The sequence below is a fragment of the Vibrio sp. 1167 genome (genome assembly GCF_033340375.1).
In the GTDB taxonomy this organism is placed as follows: domain Bacteria; phylum Pseudomonadota; class Gammaproteobacteria; order Enterobacterales; family Vibrionaceae; genus Vibrio; species Vibrio alginolyticus.
On the sequence record NZ_JAWOWK010000001.1, the window covers coordinates 128,224 to 145,496 of the forward strand.

General features: G+C 46.8%; 15 protein-coding genes. 3 read left to right on the forward strand and 12 right to left on the reverse strand.

Annotated elements, in window-relative coordinates:
* Positions 1 to 577: 577 nt before the first annotated feature.
* The 12 genes from cyoE to R7Z78_RS00645 form a co-directional block, all read right to left on the reverse strand.
* On the reverse strand, positions 578 to 1,492 hold the full coding sequence (gene cyoE / locus R7Z78_RS00590; RefSeq protein WP_047100930.1) for a heme o synthase: 915 nt from the start codon (positions 1,490 to 1,492) through the stop codon (positions 578 to 580).
* On the reverse strand, positions 1,453 to 1,764 hold the full coding sequence (gene cyoD / locus R7Z78_RS00595; RefSeq protein ID WP_005375783.1) for a cytochrome o ubiquinol oxidase subunit IV: 312 nt from the start codon (positions 1,762 to 1,764) through the stop codon (positions 1,453 to 1,455). Before cyoD ends, cyoE begins: the two co-directional genes overlap by 40 nt.
* On the reverse strand, positions 1,764 to 2,366 hold the full coding sequence (cyoC, locus tag R7Z78_RS00600; protein WP_005375782.1) for a cytochrome o ubiquinol oxidase subunit III: 603 nt from the start codon (positions 2,364 to 2,366) through the stop codon (positions 1,764 to 1,766). The genes cyoD and cyoC overlap by 1 nt, the downstream gene beginning before the upstream one ends.
* Entirely contained in the window at positions 2,356 to 4,392 is a 2,037-nt protein-coding gene (gene cyoB, locus R7Z78_RS00605; protein ID WP_005375781.1) for a cytochrome o ubiquinol oxidase subunit I, read from the reverse strand. Before cyoB ends, cyoC begins: the two co-directional genes overlap by 11 nt.
* A gap of 5 nt (positions 4,393 to 4,397) precedes the next feature.
* Positions 4,398 to 5,279: a ubiquinol oxidase subunit II gene (gene cyoA, locus R7Z78_RS00610; protein ID WP_005388604.1), complete on the reverse strand. Its 882-nt coding sequence runs from the start codon at positions 5,277 to 5,279 to the stop codon at positions 4,398 to 4,400.
* 798 nt (positions 5,280 to 6,077) lie between these two features.
* A complete protein-coding gene (locus R7Z78_RS00615) occupies positions 6,078 to 6,836 on the reverse strand; it encodes an SDR family oxidoreductase (protein ID WP_005375778.1) in 759 nt (252 codons plus the stop codon).
* A gap of 110 nt (positions 6,837 to 6,946) precedes the next feature.
* The gene (gene mmsB, locus R7Z78_RS00620; RefSeq protein WP_053303716.1) at positions 6,947 to 7,852 is read right to left on the reverse strand and encodes a 3-hydroxyisobutyrate dehydrogenase; all 906 of its coding nucleotides are present in this window, start codon (positions 7,850 to 7,852) and stop codon (positions 6,947 to 6,949) included.
* 11 nt (positions 7,853 to 7,863) lie between these two features.
* Positions 7,864 to 9,003 (reverse strand): enoyl-CoA hydratase/isomerase family protein, encoded by a 1,140-nt coding sequence (locus tag R7Z78_RS00625; RefSeq protein WP_053303717.1) that lies wholly within the window; start codon positions 9,001 to 9,003, stop codon positions 7,864 to 7,866.
* A gap of 8 nt (positions 9,004 to 9,011) precedes the next feature.
* Positions 9,012 to 9,797 carry an enoyl-CoA hydratase gene (locus R7Z78_RS00630; RefSeq protein ID WP_054574350.1) on the reverse strand — a complete coding sequence of 262 codons (786 nt, stop codon included), beginning with the start codon at positions 9,795 to 9,797 and terminating at the stop codon, positions 9,012 to 9,014.
* A 38-nt stretch (positions 9,798 to 9,835) separates the two neighbouring features.
* A complete protein-coding gene (locus R7Z78_RS00635) occupies positions 9,836 to 10,990 on the reverse strand; it encodes an acyl-CoA dehydrogenase family protein (protein WP_104976555.1) in 1,155 nt (384 codons plus the stop codon).
* A gap of 19 nt (positions 10,991 to 11,009) precedes the next feature.
* Positions 11,010 to 12,503: a CoA-acylating methylmalonate-semialdehyde dehydrogenase gene (locus tag R7Z78_RS00640; RefSeq protein ID WP_104976554.1), complete on the reverse strand. Its 1,494-nt coding sequence runs from the start codon at positions 12,501 to 12,503 to the stop codon at positions 11,010 to 11,012.
* A 23-nt stretch (positions 12,504 to 12,526) separates the two neighbouring features.
* Positions 12,527 to 13,738 carry an acetyl-CoA C-acyltransferase gene (locus tag R7Z78_RS00645; RefSeq protein ID WP_104976553.1) on the reverse strand — a complete coding sequence of 404 codons (1,212 nt, stop codon included), beginning with the start codon at positions 13,736 to 13,738 and terminating at the stop codon, positions 12,527 to 12,529.
* 275 nt (positions 13,739 to 14,013) lie between these two features.
* Here R7Z78_RS00645 and R7Z78_RS00650 point away from each other — a divergent pair, with 275 nt between their 5' ends.
* The 3 genes from R7Z78_RS00650 to R7Z78_RS00660 all read left to right on the forward strand — a co-directional run bounded on the left by R7Z78_RS00650 (position 14,014) and on the right by R7Z78_RS00660 (position 17,254).
* Positions 14,014 to 14,388 (forward strand): MerR family transcriptional regulator, encoded by a 375-nt coding sequence (locus R7Z78_RS00650; protein WP_017821195.1) that lies wholly within the window; start codon positions 14,014 to 14,016, stop codon positions 14,386 to 14,388.
* 66 nt (positions 14,389 to 14,454) lie between these two features.
* Positions 14,455 to 15,624: an isovaleryl-CoA dehydrogenase gene (locus tag R7Z78_RS00655; protein ID WP_104976552.1), complete on the forward strand. Its 1,170-nt coding sequence runs from the start codon at positions 14,455 to 14,457 to the stop codon at positions 15,622 to 15,624.
* Between the two features lie 25 nt (positions 15,625 to 15,649).
* Positions 15,650 to 17,254, forward strand: coding sequence for a carboxyl transferase domain-containing protein (locus tag R7Z78_RS00660; protein ID WP_104976551.1), 1,605 nt, complete (start codon positions 15,650 to 15,652; stop codon positions 17,252 to 17,254).
* Positions 17,255 to 17,273 lie beyond the last annotated feature (19 nt).

Here is a 17,273-nt window from a genome sequence, read left to right on the forward strand (position 1 = left end):
GGCTGTTCCTTCTCTGAATCCTTGAGACCTGCAAACTACAGGCGCACCTTAATGCCTCGGAGACGACAAAACTTTAATCTGGGTTAAGGTTTAGTGAGTTTTTAGATTATGTAAAAGGATGATTCTTAATCGTGTTCATTTCACTGGAGTTAAGATGCTTCCTCACCCACTTTCAGTCGTAAAACTTTTGTATTTCGCTAGCTGGTGATTCAACTTAAACATTCACATTGTTAGTTTGTATGCTGCTATGGGAACTAGCACTACCCCAAATGTTTACATTACAAACTATCGATATTGAATTCTCATATGGTAAGTAGAGTTATTGCGCTGTTTATACTTTTAGCTTAATCGTCGCTATCTCTTGGCATTATTACGCGTCAGCGGAAACGCGCGATCTACTATGTTTTACACACTGGTTGTTTTTGCTTTTAGATATGAATACGTGATAGTGAAGCTAGAGGAGGAACAGGGAAAATAAAGGACAATAGAAAGTTAAATGACCTTACTTCTAGGTAAGGTCATTCATGCATTCAGCAGCAAAAGATATTGGCGCGTAGCAAACGCTTAGGTCTGGTTGTTACAGAGCTAGAGGAATCAACTCGACACCAAGCACACCACTGATCCCCATCACCACTAGCAGTGAGACTTTAAACACCGACTTTGACCAAGCGATGTAGTTGTTCTCATCAATGCTGCGAAAGGTCACTTTCGTCCACATAAAGCAAACAACCGCTGCAACCGCTAAGTATTCATACCCGGCTTCACCTAGTAAAAATAACCCCAATGATGCTGCCCCAAAAGCCACGACATACGCTTTCATGTGTCGATGCGCTTTATGAATACCTTCTTTAACTGGCAATACGGGAATCCCGGCTTCTCGGTAGTCTTGCATGCGGAACATGGCAATGGCATAAGAGTGCGGCATTTGCCAGAGACAGAACATGGTAAAGAGTAAAATCGCTTCCAAGCTAATGAAGTTTGTTACCGCTAAGTAACCCACCAATGGCGGAACTGCGCCTGAGATACTTCCCACTAAGGTTCCATACACCGAGTTACGTTTGTACCACATCGTGTAAAAGAACACGTAATACACGTAGCCAAGCAACACGACGACAGCGGATAGTGGATTCACTCGGATAAATAAGAGTGCGGTTCCTACCAGCAATAAAGCAAGTGCATAAACAAACGCAATATCGATATTGATGTTGCCTTTCACTGTTTCACGATTTCGTGTACGTGCCATCTTTTGGTCGATATCACGATCGAAAATATTATTCACCACACAACCTGAAGCGATGACTAACCCAACACCAACTAACGTCGTAACGAACAACATTAGACTGGCTGGTTCTGTTTTTGCGGCGAGGAAGAACCCCGCCGCAACAGAAATCAGGTTGCCGAAAATAATGCCCGGTTTAGTGATAGACAAATAACTTTTCAGCATACCTTGGCCTACAACTTCATGTTGACGTTCATGTTGTAGATGATCCATACCGAGCCAGCGATAAGGATAAGTACAACAATGGCGGTAAACATCAGTGATACAAGGTTCCAACGTCCGTCGGATGTTTTTGTTTCCATGTGCAAGAAGTATTTAAAGTGAACAAATATCTGCACTAATGCACATCCAAATAGAATCGCATAGGTCGTTGTATCTGGTAATGATTTCGTCCAAACAAAGTAGAACGGAATTACCGTCAGAATCAGTGAGGCAATAAAACCTTTCACGTAATCTGACGAACTGGTTTCTACATGTTGATCCATTACATTACCCCCAGTAAGTAAACGATGGTAAAGACACAAATCCAAACGATATCTAGAAAGTGCCAGAATAGGCTTAAGCAGTTAAAGCGCATTGCCATATTGTCGTTCAGACCTTTCGTCGACAGTTGATGGTATGCTACCGCTAACCAAATCAGACCAAAGGTTACGTGCAGGCCGTGCGTACCAACCAACGTAAAGAATGCCGACAGGAATGCACTGGTTTGTGGGCCATAGCCTTCTTCAATCAGGTGATGGAACTCATAGACCTCCATACAGATAAAGCCAAGACCAAGCGCGAACGTGACTAACATCCAACGTTTGAGACCAGCAACGTTGTTGCGCTTCATCGCGATAATGCCAAAACCAAATGTGATACTGCTAAACAGCAGCAGCATGGTTTCGACAAAAACGAATGGGAGTTCGAAAATGTCTTTACCTGTTGGGCCCGCAATTGAATTGCTCGACAGCACAGCGTAAGTCGCGAACAAGGTCGCAAACAGTACACAGTCACTCATCAGGTAAACCCAGAAGCCAAATAGCTTGTTGCCATTCGTGTCATGGTGGTGATCATGGTCGTGATGTGCTGCGATATTAGTTTGCATACGTCACCTCCAGATCATCTTTACTTTCGCTGTCTTTCACTGAGTTTTTCTTCGCTTCTTCAAGCTGAGCTCGACGTTCAGCCTCAATTGCTTTGATCTCTTCAACTTCCACGTAGTAATCCACATCATCGTTATAGCTATGCTGAATACACGTCACGATAATACCGACCAAACTTGCCGCCGCTAGCCACCAGATGTACCAAATCATGCCGAAGCCAAATAGGAGCGACCAAGCCGACACGTAGATGCCTGTTGCCGTGTTTTTTGGCATATGAATACGTTCGTATTCCACTTCTTTAGTTGGATCGAACTCGCCACTTTGTTTCTGGTACCAGAAGGCATCCAGCACATCACCTTTTGGTAGGTGCGCAAAGTTGTAGAACGGCGGTGGAGACGATGTTGCCCACTCAAGAGTACGACCACCCCACGGGTCACCAGTTAGATCACGGTTTTGCTCGCGGTCACGGATACTCACGTAAATTTGGATGAACTGAGACAATACGCCCAGCGCAATCACAACCGTACCTGCTGCGGCAATCGACAACAGTGGGAAGTATTCTGGGTTGATGTCTTGGCTTAAACGACGAGTCATCCCCATGAAGCCCAGCGCGTAAAGCGGTAAGAACGCCATTAAGAAACCAATAATCCAAAGATAGAACGCGCGTTTGCCCCAAGTTTCATTCATGGTGAAACCGGTCGCTTTCGGGAACCAGTAAGTGATCGCAGCGAAACATCCAAACACCACACCACCGATGATAACATTGTGGAAGTGAGCGATAAGGAATACTGAGTTATGCAGAACGAAATCTGCGCCCGGAACAGCCATTAGTACGCCCGTCATACCACCAACAGTAAAGGTGATAAGGAAGCCCACCGTCCACATCATTGGCGTCGTAAAGCGGATGCGGCCTTTGTACATCGTGAATAGCCAGTTGAAGATCTTCACCCCTGTTGGGATAGAAATGATCATCGTGGCAATACCGAAGAAGGCATTTACGTTCGCGCCAGACCCCATCGTAAAGAAGTGGTGTAGCCAAACGACAAAGGCAAGAATCGTGATAACTACGGTAGCCCAAACTAGCGATGTGTAACCGAACAACTTTTTACGTGAGAAGGTTGCGGTGACTTCTGAGAACACACCAAAAATTGGCAAGATCAAGATGTACACTTCTGGGTGACCCCAAGCCCAAATCAGGTTGACGTACATCATTACGTTGCCGCCAAGATCATTGGTAAAGAAGTGCATGCCTAGGTATCTATCCAGCGTAAGCAGAGCGATAGTCACCGTTAGGATTGGGAATGAAATGATGATCAAAATGTTTGCACACAGAGACGCCCAAGTGAAAACTGGCATCTTCATCATTGGCATAGACGGTGTACGCATACGCAAAATGGTCGCGAAGAAGTTCACGCCTGTTAACGTCGTACCAACACCTGATATCTGCAGCGCCCAAATCCAATAGTCGACCCCGACTCCTGGGCTAGCCTCAATACCTGAAAGCGGCGGATACGCCAACCAGCCGGTACGACCAAATTCACCTAAGCCGAGAGACATGTTTGTTAGGATGACACCTACAACAAACAGCCAGAAGCTCAAGTTATTCAGATACGGGAAAGCTACGTCACGCGCACCAATCTGCAATGGCACGATGATGTTCATCAGACCAATGACCAATGGCATCGCTACGAAGAAGATCATGATCACGCCATGGGCAGTAAAAATTTGATCGTAGTGATGCGGTGGTAAGTAACCTGCTTCACCCGCAGAAGAAAGGAGTTGCTGACTACGCATCATGACTGCGTCAGCAAAACCACGAACAAGCATCACCATCGCTACTGCGATGTACATGAAGCCAAGTTTTTTATGGTCTACTGAAGTAAACCATTCATTCCACAAATATTGCCACTTTCCGGCTTTGGTCACCGCGTAAACTACGGCTAAACCAACCAGCGCCACAACCGCTAGGGTGATGACAATAATAGGTTCGTGGAATGGAACTGAATCAAGAGTTAATCTTCCAAACATTACGATTATCCTTGGTTTTCAGGCAAACAGTTCATTGAACCAGGATGCTGAGTCACAACGTCGGTGAACAAGAACGGAGGAACGCTAGAGAACAAAGTGACTGGCTCTGCGATACTTGGCGCTGCCAGTGAGCTGTATTGCTCCCAATCTTCAATACGATCAGGGCTCGCCTTCACTTTCTGCACCCAATTTAGGAACGCAGCACGATCAGACATTGCTGAAGCTGTGAACTTCATTTGCGAAAAGCCTTCGCCGCTGTAGTTCGATGCAAAACCCTTGTAGTCACCTTCGTGGTTCGCTATGAGGTTGAGCTTGGTTACCATGCCTGGCATCGCGTAGATCTGTGTACCTAAGCGAGGGATGAAAAACGCGTTCATGATGTTGTCCGAAGTCAGTTTGAACTGCACTGGCACGTCTTTCGGGAACGCCACATAGTTCACCGTCGCAATGTTTTCTTCTGGATAGATGAACAACCATTTCCAATCGAGTGACACCACTTCGATGGTCATTGGTTTAACATCACTTTCCAAAGGTTTGGATGGCTCTAGTTCATGAGTCGAACGCCATGTGATCGTCGCAAGAATCGCAATGATGATGATTGGAATTGTCCATACCACCACTTCGATTTTGGTCGAGTGTGACCACTCGGGTGCGTACTCTTCTTCAGTGTTAGAGGCGCGGTATCGGTAAGCGAAGTAAATCGTCATTAAAATCACAGGGATTACAACGATCAACATCAGCAAAAGAGCAGTAATAATTAACTCTTTTTCTTGCACACCAATGGCACCTTTGGGGTCAAGTAAAGCTGAATTACATCCTGAGAGCATAAGTATGACGGACGCCAAACTTCCCCTCGACAAGATGCGTTTATATCTTGAGGCTTCCATTAACTTTCTCGATGGTTGTCTGGTTTCAAAACAGATGCCAATCAAAGTAAATAAGAGCTCACAAATAGCGCAGAGGTAATGTATGAGAACAAGAAAAAACCTCGATAAGTAGTTATTCTACTTACAATTTTTCAACTTCGTCATCAAGCATTTAACCAGCTAGAATGAACCGTTATTTGCTACGATACGATTGGTATCAAGCCAAGAACCAGTTGTTATAGTCATTAGAATGTTTATGTGTTGAGCATGAGTAACGTCGGGCTCAGAGCGAAACAAAACGGAATTGAGTGGAGATCAAAACCACACTCTTAGTGTGAGTTTATTGTTACACTTTGAAACACTATGTTACATTTGGCGCATTATGAGGAGTAAAAAGTTAAAGCTCATTAGCCACAACTGGAAACTAACCTTCCATTAATGGAAGTTACACACTTTAAATAGAATATTAACCTCAACACGAATTTCTCGTGCTTCAACAATTAATTATTTAAAAACAAAAAGTTGAAACTAAAAATTGATGAGACTGACTATCAACTTCATTTACGCAGATAGCCTTAATGAGAAGCGGAAACTAAAAAACCAAAAGTGTGATCAGAATCAAATTAATGATTTCACTTAATATTTGAGTGGTATTTGCATCTCTTTATTGGATTGTGAGAAATCATTCTCAAGGTAAATCCAAACATAAGTTGTAAATACATTTGGGCTGCGCAGAATGAGCACTCCACAACATAGAAAATGTTGAAATGGAAAGAAACTTATTATTCAGGTCTATCAGAGCCTTATTTCAGTGGTCACTTACATACGAATACCGCCATCCACTTCTAAAACCCTGCCAGTAAAGTAATCACTCTCAATAATGTATTTTACTGCATGCGCGATTTCGCTTGTTTCGCCCATCCTGCCAACTGGGATCATCTTTTCTAATCGCTCTATGGCTTCGGGTTTCATTTGCTCTGCCATCGCGGTGTGTACTACACCTGGTGCAACCGCCGCCGCACGAATACCGTATCTTGCGAGCTCACGGGCCCATGTTGTCGCCATGGTCGCGACCGCCGCTTTAGATGCAGAATAATTGGTTTGTCCGATATTCCCTGCTCTCGCAACACTAGAAATATTGATGATAACGCCTTGGGAGCCACTCTCAATCATCTTGACGGCAGCTTCACGCCCACACAAAAATGTTCCTGTCACGTTAACGTTCATGACCAAGTTGAATTGATCCAAAGACATCTTACTGATCACGCCATCTTTTGCTTTTACAAGTAACCCATCTCTTAACACGCCAGCGTTATTGACTAACCCATTGAGTTGACCAAAATCTTGGATAATCGCTTCAAACGTGGTTTCAACGTCGATTTCGTTGGTGACATCCACTTGATATGTCAACGCTTTCGCACTCAGCATTCGACACTGCTCTTGTGTTTCCATTAAGCCACTGGCGTTTACATCCAACAACGCTAAATCAGCGCCAGCTTGAGCAAGGGTAATGGCCATCATTTGCCCAAGCCCCTGCCCTGCTCCTGTAATGGCAATAACACTACTTTTTATGTCCATATTGGTGCACTCCATAGCTCGTAATGTTCTCTATCTCAACCAGTCTAAGTTGGCCGAAATGATGCGCGTTTTAGGTCACCATCTCGGGTTGGTTTGTCACAAAACTCAGTCTAGCCTTTCTTACTCTTGTATAACTCAAATAAGCTTGAGAAATCGAGCTCGCCGTGGCCGCTCGCGTTGTGGAAAGAATATAAGTTGCGCGCTAACGACCCCATCGGAACCGAAGAATGTGTTTGTAACGCCGCATCTAACCCCAAGCCGAGATCTTTTAGCATGAGTTTGCTCATAAAGCCCGGTTGGTAATCGTGACTGGCTGGCGCACTGTCCATCACGCCTGGGCAAGGATTGTAAAGCTCCAATGCCCAATTTCGGCCAGAGCTTTGCAGCATGATGTTTGATAGCACTTTTGGATCGAGTCCATGATCGATACCTAGGTTTAATGCCTCGCACGTACCAGACATTAAAATGCCGAGCATAAGGTTGTTACAGATTTTCGCCATTTGACCATCGCCTGCTTTGCCAGCATGGAAAACATTTTTTCCCATATACTGCAAAATCGCATTGGCTTTAGAAAACGCTTGATCCGAACCACCAACAATAAAGGTTAATGTCGCCGCTTTAGCGCCAGCAACGCCCCCCGAAACGGGTGCGTCGACAAACAACACGCGTTTATTTGCCGCTTCATTGGCGACTAATCGCGCGGAGTCCGGATCAATGGTTGAACAATCAATTATCAAGGTACTTGGCGAGACAAGATTGAGGACACCTACGCCACCGTGTAAGTCACCAAGATACACGGAACGAACGTGAGACCCTGCTGGTAGCATCGTGATGACTGTGCTAGCACCATCTACTACCTCTTCGATAGAGCTCGCCACCACCGCACCAAAAGGTACTAGTTGCTTTGCGGCTTCGCTATCGACATCGAATACTTGCACGTTAAATCCAGACGCGAGTAAGTTTTGCGCCATAGGATGTCCCATTCTTCCTAAACCGATAAATGCGATGGTACTCATGATCATTCTCCTTATTGACCTAGTGTTTGTTCACCCAAATTAGCAAGCGGATGCTCGTTATCTGACCAAAGCGAGGTAAACAAAGTATCGATAACATCTTCATCGACTTCACTGACACTGTTAAATATCCAGCTCGGCTCGCCATCCCGGTCAATGAGCCGAGAACGGACGCCCTCTTTAAACTCACCTAATAAGGCACTGCGAACCGACAAACTCAACTCTAAACGGAAGCAATCTGCAAGCGGTAAGCTGTGGTACTCTTTCACTTGTCTAAAGCAAATATGCGCGGTGATCGGACTGCCCGATGCGAACGTTTGTTTCGCGTTTTCTATCCACTGACTGTTCCCGTCGATAGCCATGATTCGCTGTGCTATCGTATTAAGATCAAAGCCTTTGCACGCTTCCTCTATCTGATCTAAGTATGGACAAATTTGCGTGGTTGGTTTGCTATCAATAACCTGTTCTTCCATTAATTGTAGTAGCGCAGTTACCAACTCTTTCGCATCTTCTTTCCCCCACTGGAGCCGCTTTAGCTCATCCAGTAAGGTGGGATACTGCTCTTCCAACAGTAACCAATCGGCCAAACCAATAGTGACAGCGTCACTTGAGTTCACCATGGAACCTGTCAATCCGAGGAATAAACCCACTTGCGGATCTATCTGGCTTAAAAACCACGTACCTCCCACATCAGGATACAGTCCAATATTGATTTCTGGCATAGCAAGGCGTGATGTTGTTGTCACAACTTTATGGCTGGTTCCCATAAAAAGCCCCATCCCACCACCCATTACAATACCTTCTCCCCAACCGATAATAGGCTTGTTGTAAGTGTGAATGAGATAGTCACACTCATACTCCAACGAGAAATAGTCCGTACAGAACTCTACGATTTTTTCTTTACTCTCGTTATGCATGACGTGATACATAGCTCGAACATCGCCACCAGCACAGAATGCTTTTTCTCCAGCGCCAGTGAGTACCACACAAGTCACATGCGGATCGTCTTGCCACTTGATAAGCTGATCGTTAAGTTGGACTAACATGTCATACGTCAATGCATTCAATGAAGCGGTGTTGTCTAACGTTGCGATACCAATGCGGTGCACGCCATCGAAGCACTCTATTTCACTAATGGCTACCATCCCTGCCATGTGGCCTCCTATCGGTTTTTCCATTGCGGTGGGCGTTTTTCTAAAAAGGCGCGAACACCCTCAACTTGATCTTCCGTATCAAAAAGAGTCAGAAACAACTCTCGCTCTTTCATTAAGCCGTGCTTAAGTGGCGCAGAGCGCATATTTTGAATGAGCGCCTTACATGCGGCGACAGAAGATGGCGACTGGTTCGCAACAGAGTCAGCAAGCTCCAGCGCTTTACTTAAAGCTTCGCCTTTGGAGACCAACTCCTCAGCCAAGCCTAGTTCTTTTGCTTTGTCAGCGCTGACTTGCTCTCCACATAAAATGATACGCTTTGCCCAGCCTTCCCCTACTAACGCTGTGAGGTTTTGGGTACCGCCAGCGCAGGGCAAAAGTCCGACTTTGGCTTCAGGTAAAGCAAGTACCGCTTGCTCTTCAACGACTCGAATATCACAAGCTAATGCCACTTCTAAACCTCCACCCATGGCGTAACCATTAATAGCGGCAATGGAAACACCACGGAATTCCGAGAGCGTTTCAAACGCTTCACCAAAGCATCGCGCCATGTCTAACGCAACCGCTTTGTCACCGTCAGAAAACAGCTTGAGATCCGCACCAGCAGAGAAAAACTTTTCTCCACTGCCGGTTAAAACCAGTGCGTAGACCTGCTTATCATTGTTAAGTGTGAGTATCAGCGACTTCAGTACCTTGAGGCTCTCTGATGTCCACGTATTGGCTGGCGGGTTGTTCATCGTCACCACCGCAACGTGATTAGTGATCGTATGTTGAATGGCTTCTTGGGTTAATGGCATATCTGAATCCTTTCTCAATGAGCAAATCCAATACTTCGCTACAGCAAGGCCGATTCCTCAGAGAGCAAACGGCGCGCGATGATCAAGCGCATGATTTCGTTCGTTCCCTCCAGAATTTGATGCACACGCACATCTCTGAAATGACGCTCCATTGGATACTCTTTGATGTAACCATAGCCGCCATAAAGCTGCAGCGCTTGGTCGCAAACCTGAAAGCCCACATCGGTTGCGAACCGTTTTGCCATCGCGCAATAAGCCGTGGCATCCGGGTCATTTCGGTCGAGTTTACTGGCGGCATAGCGCACCAACTGCCGCGCAGCCACTAGCTCTGTCGCCATGTCTGCCAATTTGAATTGTAAGGCTTGAAACTGCGCAAGCGGCTTGCCGAACTGCTTACGTTCTTGAATGTACCGTGCCGCCTGATTAAGGGCCTGTTGAGCCGTACCGACGGAGCAGGTCGCAATATTTATACGCCCTCCATCAAGCCCTTTCATCGCAAAGACAAAACCTTGCCCTTCTTCGCCCAATAAATGGCTAGCTGGAATAACGACATTTTCAAAAGTAACCGCTCGTGTTGGTTGGCTGTTCCAACCCATTTTGGGTTCTTTGCGCCCATAGCTGATACCACCTGTTTGAGCAGGAACAACAAATGCAGACACGCCTTTGGCACCCGCTTCTCCGGTTCGCGCCATCACGACCAAAACATCTGTCTCTCCTGCGCCAGAGATAAAGGTTTTGCCACCATTCAACACGTAAGTATCACCTTTTTTGCTCGCGGTTGTGGTCAACGAAGCGGCATCCGATCCCGCATTAGGCTCGGTTAAGCAATAGGAGCCTAACCACTCCCCCGTAACTAATTTCGGACAGAACTGCGTTTTGGCTTCATCGGTAGCAAAACTGGCTATCATCCAACTGACCATGTTGTGAATCGTCATAAACGCCGTAGTGGACGTACATCCCATGGCCAGTTGTTCAAAGATAATTGAAGCATCCAAGCGACTCAGCCCTAGGCCACCTTGCGCTTCTGGAGTGTAGAGACTGAGAAACCCCAGTTCCCCCGCCTCTCTCAATACGTCTTTGGGGAAAATCTGCTTTTCATCCCACTCCGCCGCCATCGGTGCTAAACGCTCATCGGCAAATTGTTGAGCGGTATCGGCAAATGCACGTTGATCTTCATTAAGTTCAAAGTCCATAAAAGCTCCTTTTATTCACTCAGCGCAGTTGGATGGTCAGATTGGGCCCCGTTGGAATATCGTCATCAAACCAACGTGCCGTCACCGTTTTAGTCTCGGTATGAAAACGTACCGCTTGTTTACCATACGCATGTAAATCACCATAGAAACTGCCTCTCCAACCAGTAAAGGAGAAAAATGGTAAAGGGACTGGAATAGGCACATTGATCCCAACCTGACCGACTTGAATGTCATGCTGATATTTTCTCGCAGCAGCGCCATTAGCCGTAAAAATGGAAGTGCCGTTCCCGTATGGGTTGCGATTCACCAACTCAATGGCCTCTTGCAACGTTTCGACTTCCATACAAACTAAAACAGGGCCAAATATCTCTTGCGTGTAAATCGACATGTTCGCTGTTACACCGCTAAACAAGGTTGGGCCAATCCAGTTTCCATCGGGAAAGCCTTCCACTTCACACTGACTGCCATCGAGTTCACACACTGCGCCTTGTTGTTTGCCATCTTCAATTAGGTCCAATACGCGTTGTTTAGCTTGCTCACTGATCAGTGGGCCATAAGCAGCTTGCTCATCGTCCCAAGGCCCTGGGTGTACTCTCGCCATTGCCTGTTTGAGGTCTGTAATCCATTGTTTTGAATCGCCGACAAACACCGCAACAGAAATTGCCATACAACGCTGCCCCGCAGCCCCTACGGAGGCTCCGATTAGGTTATTCACCACTTGATCTTTGTTTGCATCAGGCATGATCACCATGTGATTCTTTGCACCAGCAAAAGCTTGAACCCGTTTAAAATGTTTAGTCCCTGTAGTGTAGATATAACGGGCAACGGGAACCGAGCCAACAAATGACACCGCTCGAATATCAGGATGAGCCAGAAGAAAGTCGACTTGCTCTTTGCGGCCATGAACGACCTGCAACACTCCTTTCGGCGCGCCAGCTTGCTCAAATAGTTCAGCTAAACGAATAGAGGTCAATGGCACTTGTTCGGAGGGTTTGAGCACAAACGTATTGCCCGCAGCGATAGCGATTGGGAACATCCACAACGGAATCATGGCTGGAAAGTTAAACGGCGTAATGCCGCAACACACACCTAGGGGCTGAATCATTGAGTAACTATCAATATCCGTGGCAACGTTTTCGACGGTTTCTCCCATCATATTGCTGGCAATGTTTGCAGCCTGCTCAACAACCTCTATGCCTCGCCACACATCGCCTTTAGCATCCGCTAAAATCTTACCCGTTTCATGAGAAAGCAGTGTGGCAAGCTCATCATGATGCTCTTTGAGCAAGTGCTGATAACGAAGCATGACTCTGGCACGCTCGGATACTGCCACTTCCTTCCAGGATTGGAATGTCTCTTTCGCATTATCAATGGCGGCTTCCATTTCGTGCTCTGTGGAACATGGAACGTACGCAATGACATCATTAGTGGCAGGATTGGTTACCTCAACCCAATCCGATGCTTGAGATTCACGAAACTCGCCACCAATAAACAAGGGAACCAAACGAGTCATCATTTACTCCTTTCTGATTTCAATTAAAGCGGTATTTCAATGCCTATCGCCGTGGCTTCTCCACCACCGATACAAAGTGACGCAACACCCCGCATCACTTTTTTGGCTTCGAGATCACCATTGGTGCCTAGCGCTTGTAGCTGACGCAAACTGTGAATCAATGTCACCAGAATTCGTGCGCCACTAGCCCCTATCGGATGCCCAAGTGCACAGGCTCCACCTTTAATATTTACTTTGCTCGTATCAAGCCCAAGTTCCGCCACCGCTATTTGTGTCACGACGGCAAAGGCTTCATTGATTTCCCACAGGTCCACTTCATAAATGGACCAATCTAGCTGGAACAGCAGTTGCTCAATTGCGTAGACGGGGGCCAAAGTAAATTCTGCAGGTTTTCTGGCATGTGTAGAGTGCGCCTTGATGATCGCAAGTGGTTTAAGCCCCTGATGACGCGCAGTGTCTTCATCCATAAGCACAAGAGCCGCCGCGCCATCTGAAATGGCACTCGAATTAGCAGCGGTCACCGTACCTTTTTCATCGAATGCAGGTTTGAGTTGAGGAATTTTACCAAGGTCAATCGAGCGTGGGTGCTCATCGTAGTCCAGCACCGCTTGTTCTGACTTGGTATTGAGTGAAACCGGCGAAAGTTCATCGGCAAACAAGCCTCGCTCTTGAGCTTCCAACGCACGTTTTGCCGACATCACGGCCCATTCATCCATTTGCTCTCTGATGAACTTAAGCCTGTCAGCGACTTGCTGAGCATAAACACCCATTAAGTGCCCTTCGTAAGCATCTTGTAGCCCATCGAGAAACATGTGGTCATACGCAGACTGGTGCCCCATACGCATTCCCTTTCTCGCCTCCCTCAGCAAATACGGCGCATTGGTCATACTTTCCATACCACCAGCAATGGCAGAGCGAATCGTTCCAGCTTTAATGAGATCGTGCGCTAACATGACGCTCTTCATGCCAGAGCCACACACTTTGTTAATGGTGGTGCACCCTACACCCAAAGGAAGATCTGCCCCCATAGATGCTTGCCTCGCAGGAGCTTGTCCACACCCTGCTGGAAGCACACATCCCATGAACACTTCATCCACCGAAGTCACATTCACTTCGTGCATTGCCGCCTTGATCGCCAGTGCGCCTAATTGAGGAGCAGAGTAAGTTTGCAACTTGCCTTGAAAGCGCCCAATTGGCGTTCTTTTCGCGCTGACAATCCAGATGTCTTTTCCCATGATTCGCATTCCCTTAAGGTATATGTGAACACTTGGCAGACTGATGACACCCTACATAGAATTACTCACCAAGCGCCACACCAGCCTTTATCGCCTTTTTCACTAACAAACTTTCATTCCGCGATTTCTTGACGTTTACGTAAGCATAGCACTAGCCTTTACAATGAGATGAAAAAACACACCAAGCAGACGTTTATATTTCAAAGTTGATGTTCGGCCTTCCCATTTAAGGTTCGATTTCCAGAAACTGGATTTTTATTCGAGGTAAGTATGTTATGGAAAAATACAAGATCAGTGACCTCGCCAAGGAGTTTGATATTACTACTCGCAGTATCCGGTTTTATGAAGACGTGGGTCTGATTGAACCAGAGCGAAAAGGCAATATGCGCGTTTATCAACGCAGGGATAGAATTCGCCTCAAACTGATTTTAAGAGGGAAACGACTCGGTTTTTCGTTGGCAGAAATTCGTGAACTTTTCGAGCTCTACGACATGCAACAAACCGAAGGACAGTTATTGAAAATGCTCAATATCATTGAAGAGAAACAAGCCGTCCTACAGCAACAACTCAACGACATCAGCGTCGTTATGGCAGAGTTGAATGCCGCTAAGGAGCGTTGTATTCAAACACTCAAAAGCAAGCAGACATAAACGCTATACTCAATTAGCAACACCGCTACAGGCTTTTCCACCTTACCTCTGATACCGGGAGACGTTATGAAAAGCACCTATACCCCACTCAATTTCGGACTTGGTGATACCATCGATATGCTCCGAGAGCACGTTAATGCCTTTGCTACCGAACATATTGCGCCCATCGCCGCGGAGATAGACCGCGATAACCAGTTCCCGAATCATTTATGGCCTTTGTTCGGAGAAATGGGGTTGCTTGGTGTGACCGTCGATGAAGAGCTTGGTGGTGCAGGCATGGGATACCTCGCTCACGTTGTTGCCATGGAAGAAATCAGCCGTGCCTCTGCATCTGTCGCTTTAAGCTACGGCGCTCATTCTAACCTGTGCGTCAACCAAATCTTTCGTAACGGCACGCCTTCTCAACGCGAAAAATACCTTCCAAAACTCATTGATGGTACGCACGTTGGCGCCCTAGCGATGAGTGAGCCCAATGCCGGTTCAGACGTGATAAGCATGCAACTGAAAGCGGAGAACAAGGGCGACCATTTTGTACTGAATGGCAACAAAATGTGGATAACAAATGGGCCCGATGCTGACGTAGTGGTGCTTTACGCTAAAACAGATGTCAGCGCAGGTTCACGTGGCATTACCGCATTCATTATTGAACGTAACTTCGCAGGTTTCACTCATGCTCAAAAGCTGGACAAGCTAGGCATGAGAGGCTCGAATACTTGCGAACTTGTATTTAACCATTGCGTAGTGCCAAAAGAGAATATTCTTGGCGAGTTGAATCAAGGCGTCGAGGTGTTAATGAGTGGGCTGGATTACGAGCGCGTCGTCCTCGCTGCCGGACCACTCGGGATAATGCAAGCTTGCATGGACATTGTGGTCCCGTACGTACATGAACGAGAGCAGTTTGGAAAATCCATTGGCGAGTTTCAGTTAGTTCAGGGCAAGATCGCCGATATGTACTCTCGAATGAGTGCAGCAAAAGCGTATGTATATACCGTCGCAGCGGCTTGTGATCGAGGTAACGCAACACGCAAAGACGCCGCTGGCGCGATTTTGTACAGTGCAGAACTCGCCACACAAATGGCACTCGATGCAATCCAGTTGCTCGGTGGGAATGGCTACATCAATGAATACTCTGCTGGTCGTTTGCTACGTGATGCAAAGCTTTATGAAATCGGCGCGGGTACCTCTGAGATTCGCCGCATGTTAATAGGCCGAGAGCTGTTCGAAGAATCTCGCTAACGGAACATACGACAAGGAAGTCATTATGGCCATTATCAAAAGTAAAACTAAGCCAACTGACGAGTTATTTCTTTCCAATAAAGCTGCGATGGAAACGTTGGTCACTCAACTTAATCAACACATCGAGACCATCAAACAGGGCGGCGGTGAAAAAGCCATTGAGCACCAGAGGCAAAAAGGAAAACTCCCCGCACGAGAACGCATCGCGCGCTTGCTTGATGACAACACTGACTTTCTTGAAATCAGCCAGTTTGCCGCCTGGCAAGTGTATGACGAAGCGATCCCCTGCGCTGGTGTTATCGCCGGCATTGGTATCATAGAGGGGATTCAATGCATGGTCATCGCCAACGATGCTTCGGTAAAAGGCGGAACCTACTACCCACTCACGGTAAAAAAACACCTTAGAGCACAAGAGATTGCCCAACGTTGCCAACTCCCCTGCGTGTATTTGGTGGACTCCGGTGGCGCAAATCTCCCTCATCAGTCCGACGTCTTCCCCGACAAAGAACACTTTGGTCGCATTTTCTTTAACCAAGCGAGAATGTCAGCGAAAGGCATCCCCCAAGTTGCTGTTGTGATGGGGCTTTGCACTGCTGGGGGCGCGTACGTTCCTGCCATGGCGGATGTGTCCATTATGGTTAAAGAGCAAGGCACCATTTTTTTGGCGGGGCCACCTTTGGTGAAAGCGGCCACTGGCGAAGTCGTGACGGGTGAAGAGCTCGGCGGTGCAGACGTGCATTGTCGAAAATCTGGTGTCGCAGATTATTACGCTGAAAATGATGAACATGCCCTAATGCTTGCGAGAGAAGCCATTGCCAATGCCAATAGAACAAGACCTGTTAAGCCAGAAAACACCGTGCTTCCTCCCCGCTACGACGCAGAAGAAATCTACGGAATCGTGAATGCCAACTTACGACTGTCATTCGACGTTCGAGAAATTATTGCCCGCATCGTCGATGATTCTGATTTCGACGAATTCAAAGCCTTGTACGGCAGAACGCTAGTGTGTGGTTTCGCTCGTATTCAAGGACACTTGATTGGCATTGTGGCAAACAACGGTATCTTGTTTTCTGAATCGGCACAAAAAGGCGCGCACTTTATTGAGCTGTGCGCCAAACGGAAAACACCGCTTCTTTTTCTCCAAAATATTACCGGCTTTATGGTCGGAAAAAAGGTTGAAGAAGAAGGCATCGCAAAACATGGCGCCAAGCTAGTGATGGCCGTCGCTTGTGCTGACGTGCCGAAGTTTACCGTGATCATCGGTGGATCGTACGGCGCTGGTAATTACGGCATGTGCGGCCGAGCGTATGATCCAACCATGATGTGGATGTGGCCGAACGCGCGTATTTCTGTGATGGGCGGAGAACAAGCAGCAGGCGTTTTAACACAAGTTCGAAAAGACGCGAAGGAACGTCAGGGGGAAGCGTGGTCAGAGCAAGAAGAGCACATTTTTAGAGAATCGATCATAGACTTGTATGAAACACAAGGACATCCCTATTTTGCGAGTGCTCGGCTATGGGATGACGGAATTATTGACCCTAAAAAAACGCGTCAGGTGTTGAGTCAAGCGTTAATGGCAGCATTAAACGCCCCCATTCCTGATAGCGAGTTTGGCGTCTTCAGAATGTAAACATCCAAAGATGAATTAA

What these genes read in the sequence shown, in the direction of transcription:
- mmsB (WP_053303716.1), bottom strand. Translation starts at nt 7,852, where the DNA reads ATGAGTACCATCGCATTTATCGGTTTAGGAAGAATGGGACATCCTATG.
- cyoE (WP_047100930.1), bottom strand. Translation starts at nt 1,492, where the DNA reads ATGGATCATCTACAACATGAACGTCAACATGAAGTTGTAGGCCAAGGT.
- cyoA (WP_005388604.1), bottom strand. Translation starts at nt 5,279, where the DNA reads ATGGAAGCCTCAAGATATAAACGCATCTTGTCGAGGGGAAGTTTGGCG.
- R7Z78_RS00660 (WP_104976551.1), top strand. Translation starts at nt 15,650, where the DNA reads ATGGCCATTATCAAAAGTAAAACTAAGCCAACTGACGAGTTATTTCTT.
- cyoC (WP_005375782.1), bottom strand. Translation starts at nt 2,366, where the DNA reads ATGCAAACTAATATCGCAGCACATCACGACCATGATCACCACCATGAC.
- R7Z78_RS00615 (WP_005375778.1), bottom strand. Translation starts at nt 6,836, where the DNA reads ATGGACATAAAAAGTAGTGTTATTGCCATTACAGGAGCAGGGCAGGGG.
- R7Z78_RS00645 (WP_104976553.1), bottom strand. Translation starts at nt 13,738, where the DNA reads ATGGGAAAAGACATCTGGATTGTCAGCGCGAAAAGAACGCCAATTGGG.
- R7Z78_RS00655 (WP_104976552.1), top strand. Translation starts at nt 14,455, where the DNA reads ATGAAAAGCACCTATACCCCACTCAATTTCGGACTTGGTGATACCATC.
- cyoD (WP_005375783.1), bottom strand. Translation starts at nt 1,764, where the DNA reads ATGGATCAACATGTAGAAACCAGTTCGTCAGATTACGTGAAAGGTTTT.
- R7Z78_RS00625 (WP_053303717.1), bottom strand. Translation starts at nt 9,003, where the DNA reads ATGGCAGGGATGGTAGCCATTAGTGAAATAGAGTGCTTCGATGGCGTG.
- R7Z78_RS00630 (WP_054574350.1), bottom strand. Translation starts at nt 9,797, where the DNA reads ATGCCATTAACCCAAGAAGCCATTCAACATACGATCACTAATCACGTT.
- cyoB (WP_005375781.1), bottom strand. Translation starts at nt 4,392, where the DNA reads ATGTTTGGAAGATTAACTCTTGATTCAGTTCCATTCCACGAACCTATT.
- R7Z78_RS00640 (WP_104976554.1), bottom strand. Translation starts at nt 12,503, where the DNA reads ATGACTCGTTTGGTTCCCTTGTTTATTGGTGGCGAGTTTCGTGAATCT.
- R7Z78_RS00650 (WP_017821195.1), top strand. Translation starts at nt 14,014, where the DNA reads ATGGAAAAATACAAGATCAGTGACCTCGCCAAGGAGTTTGATATTACT.
- R7Z78_RS00635 (WP_104976555.1), bottom strand. Translation starts at nt 10,990, where the DNA reads ATGGACTTTGAACTTAATGAAGATCAACGTGCATTTGCCGATACCGCT.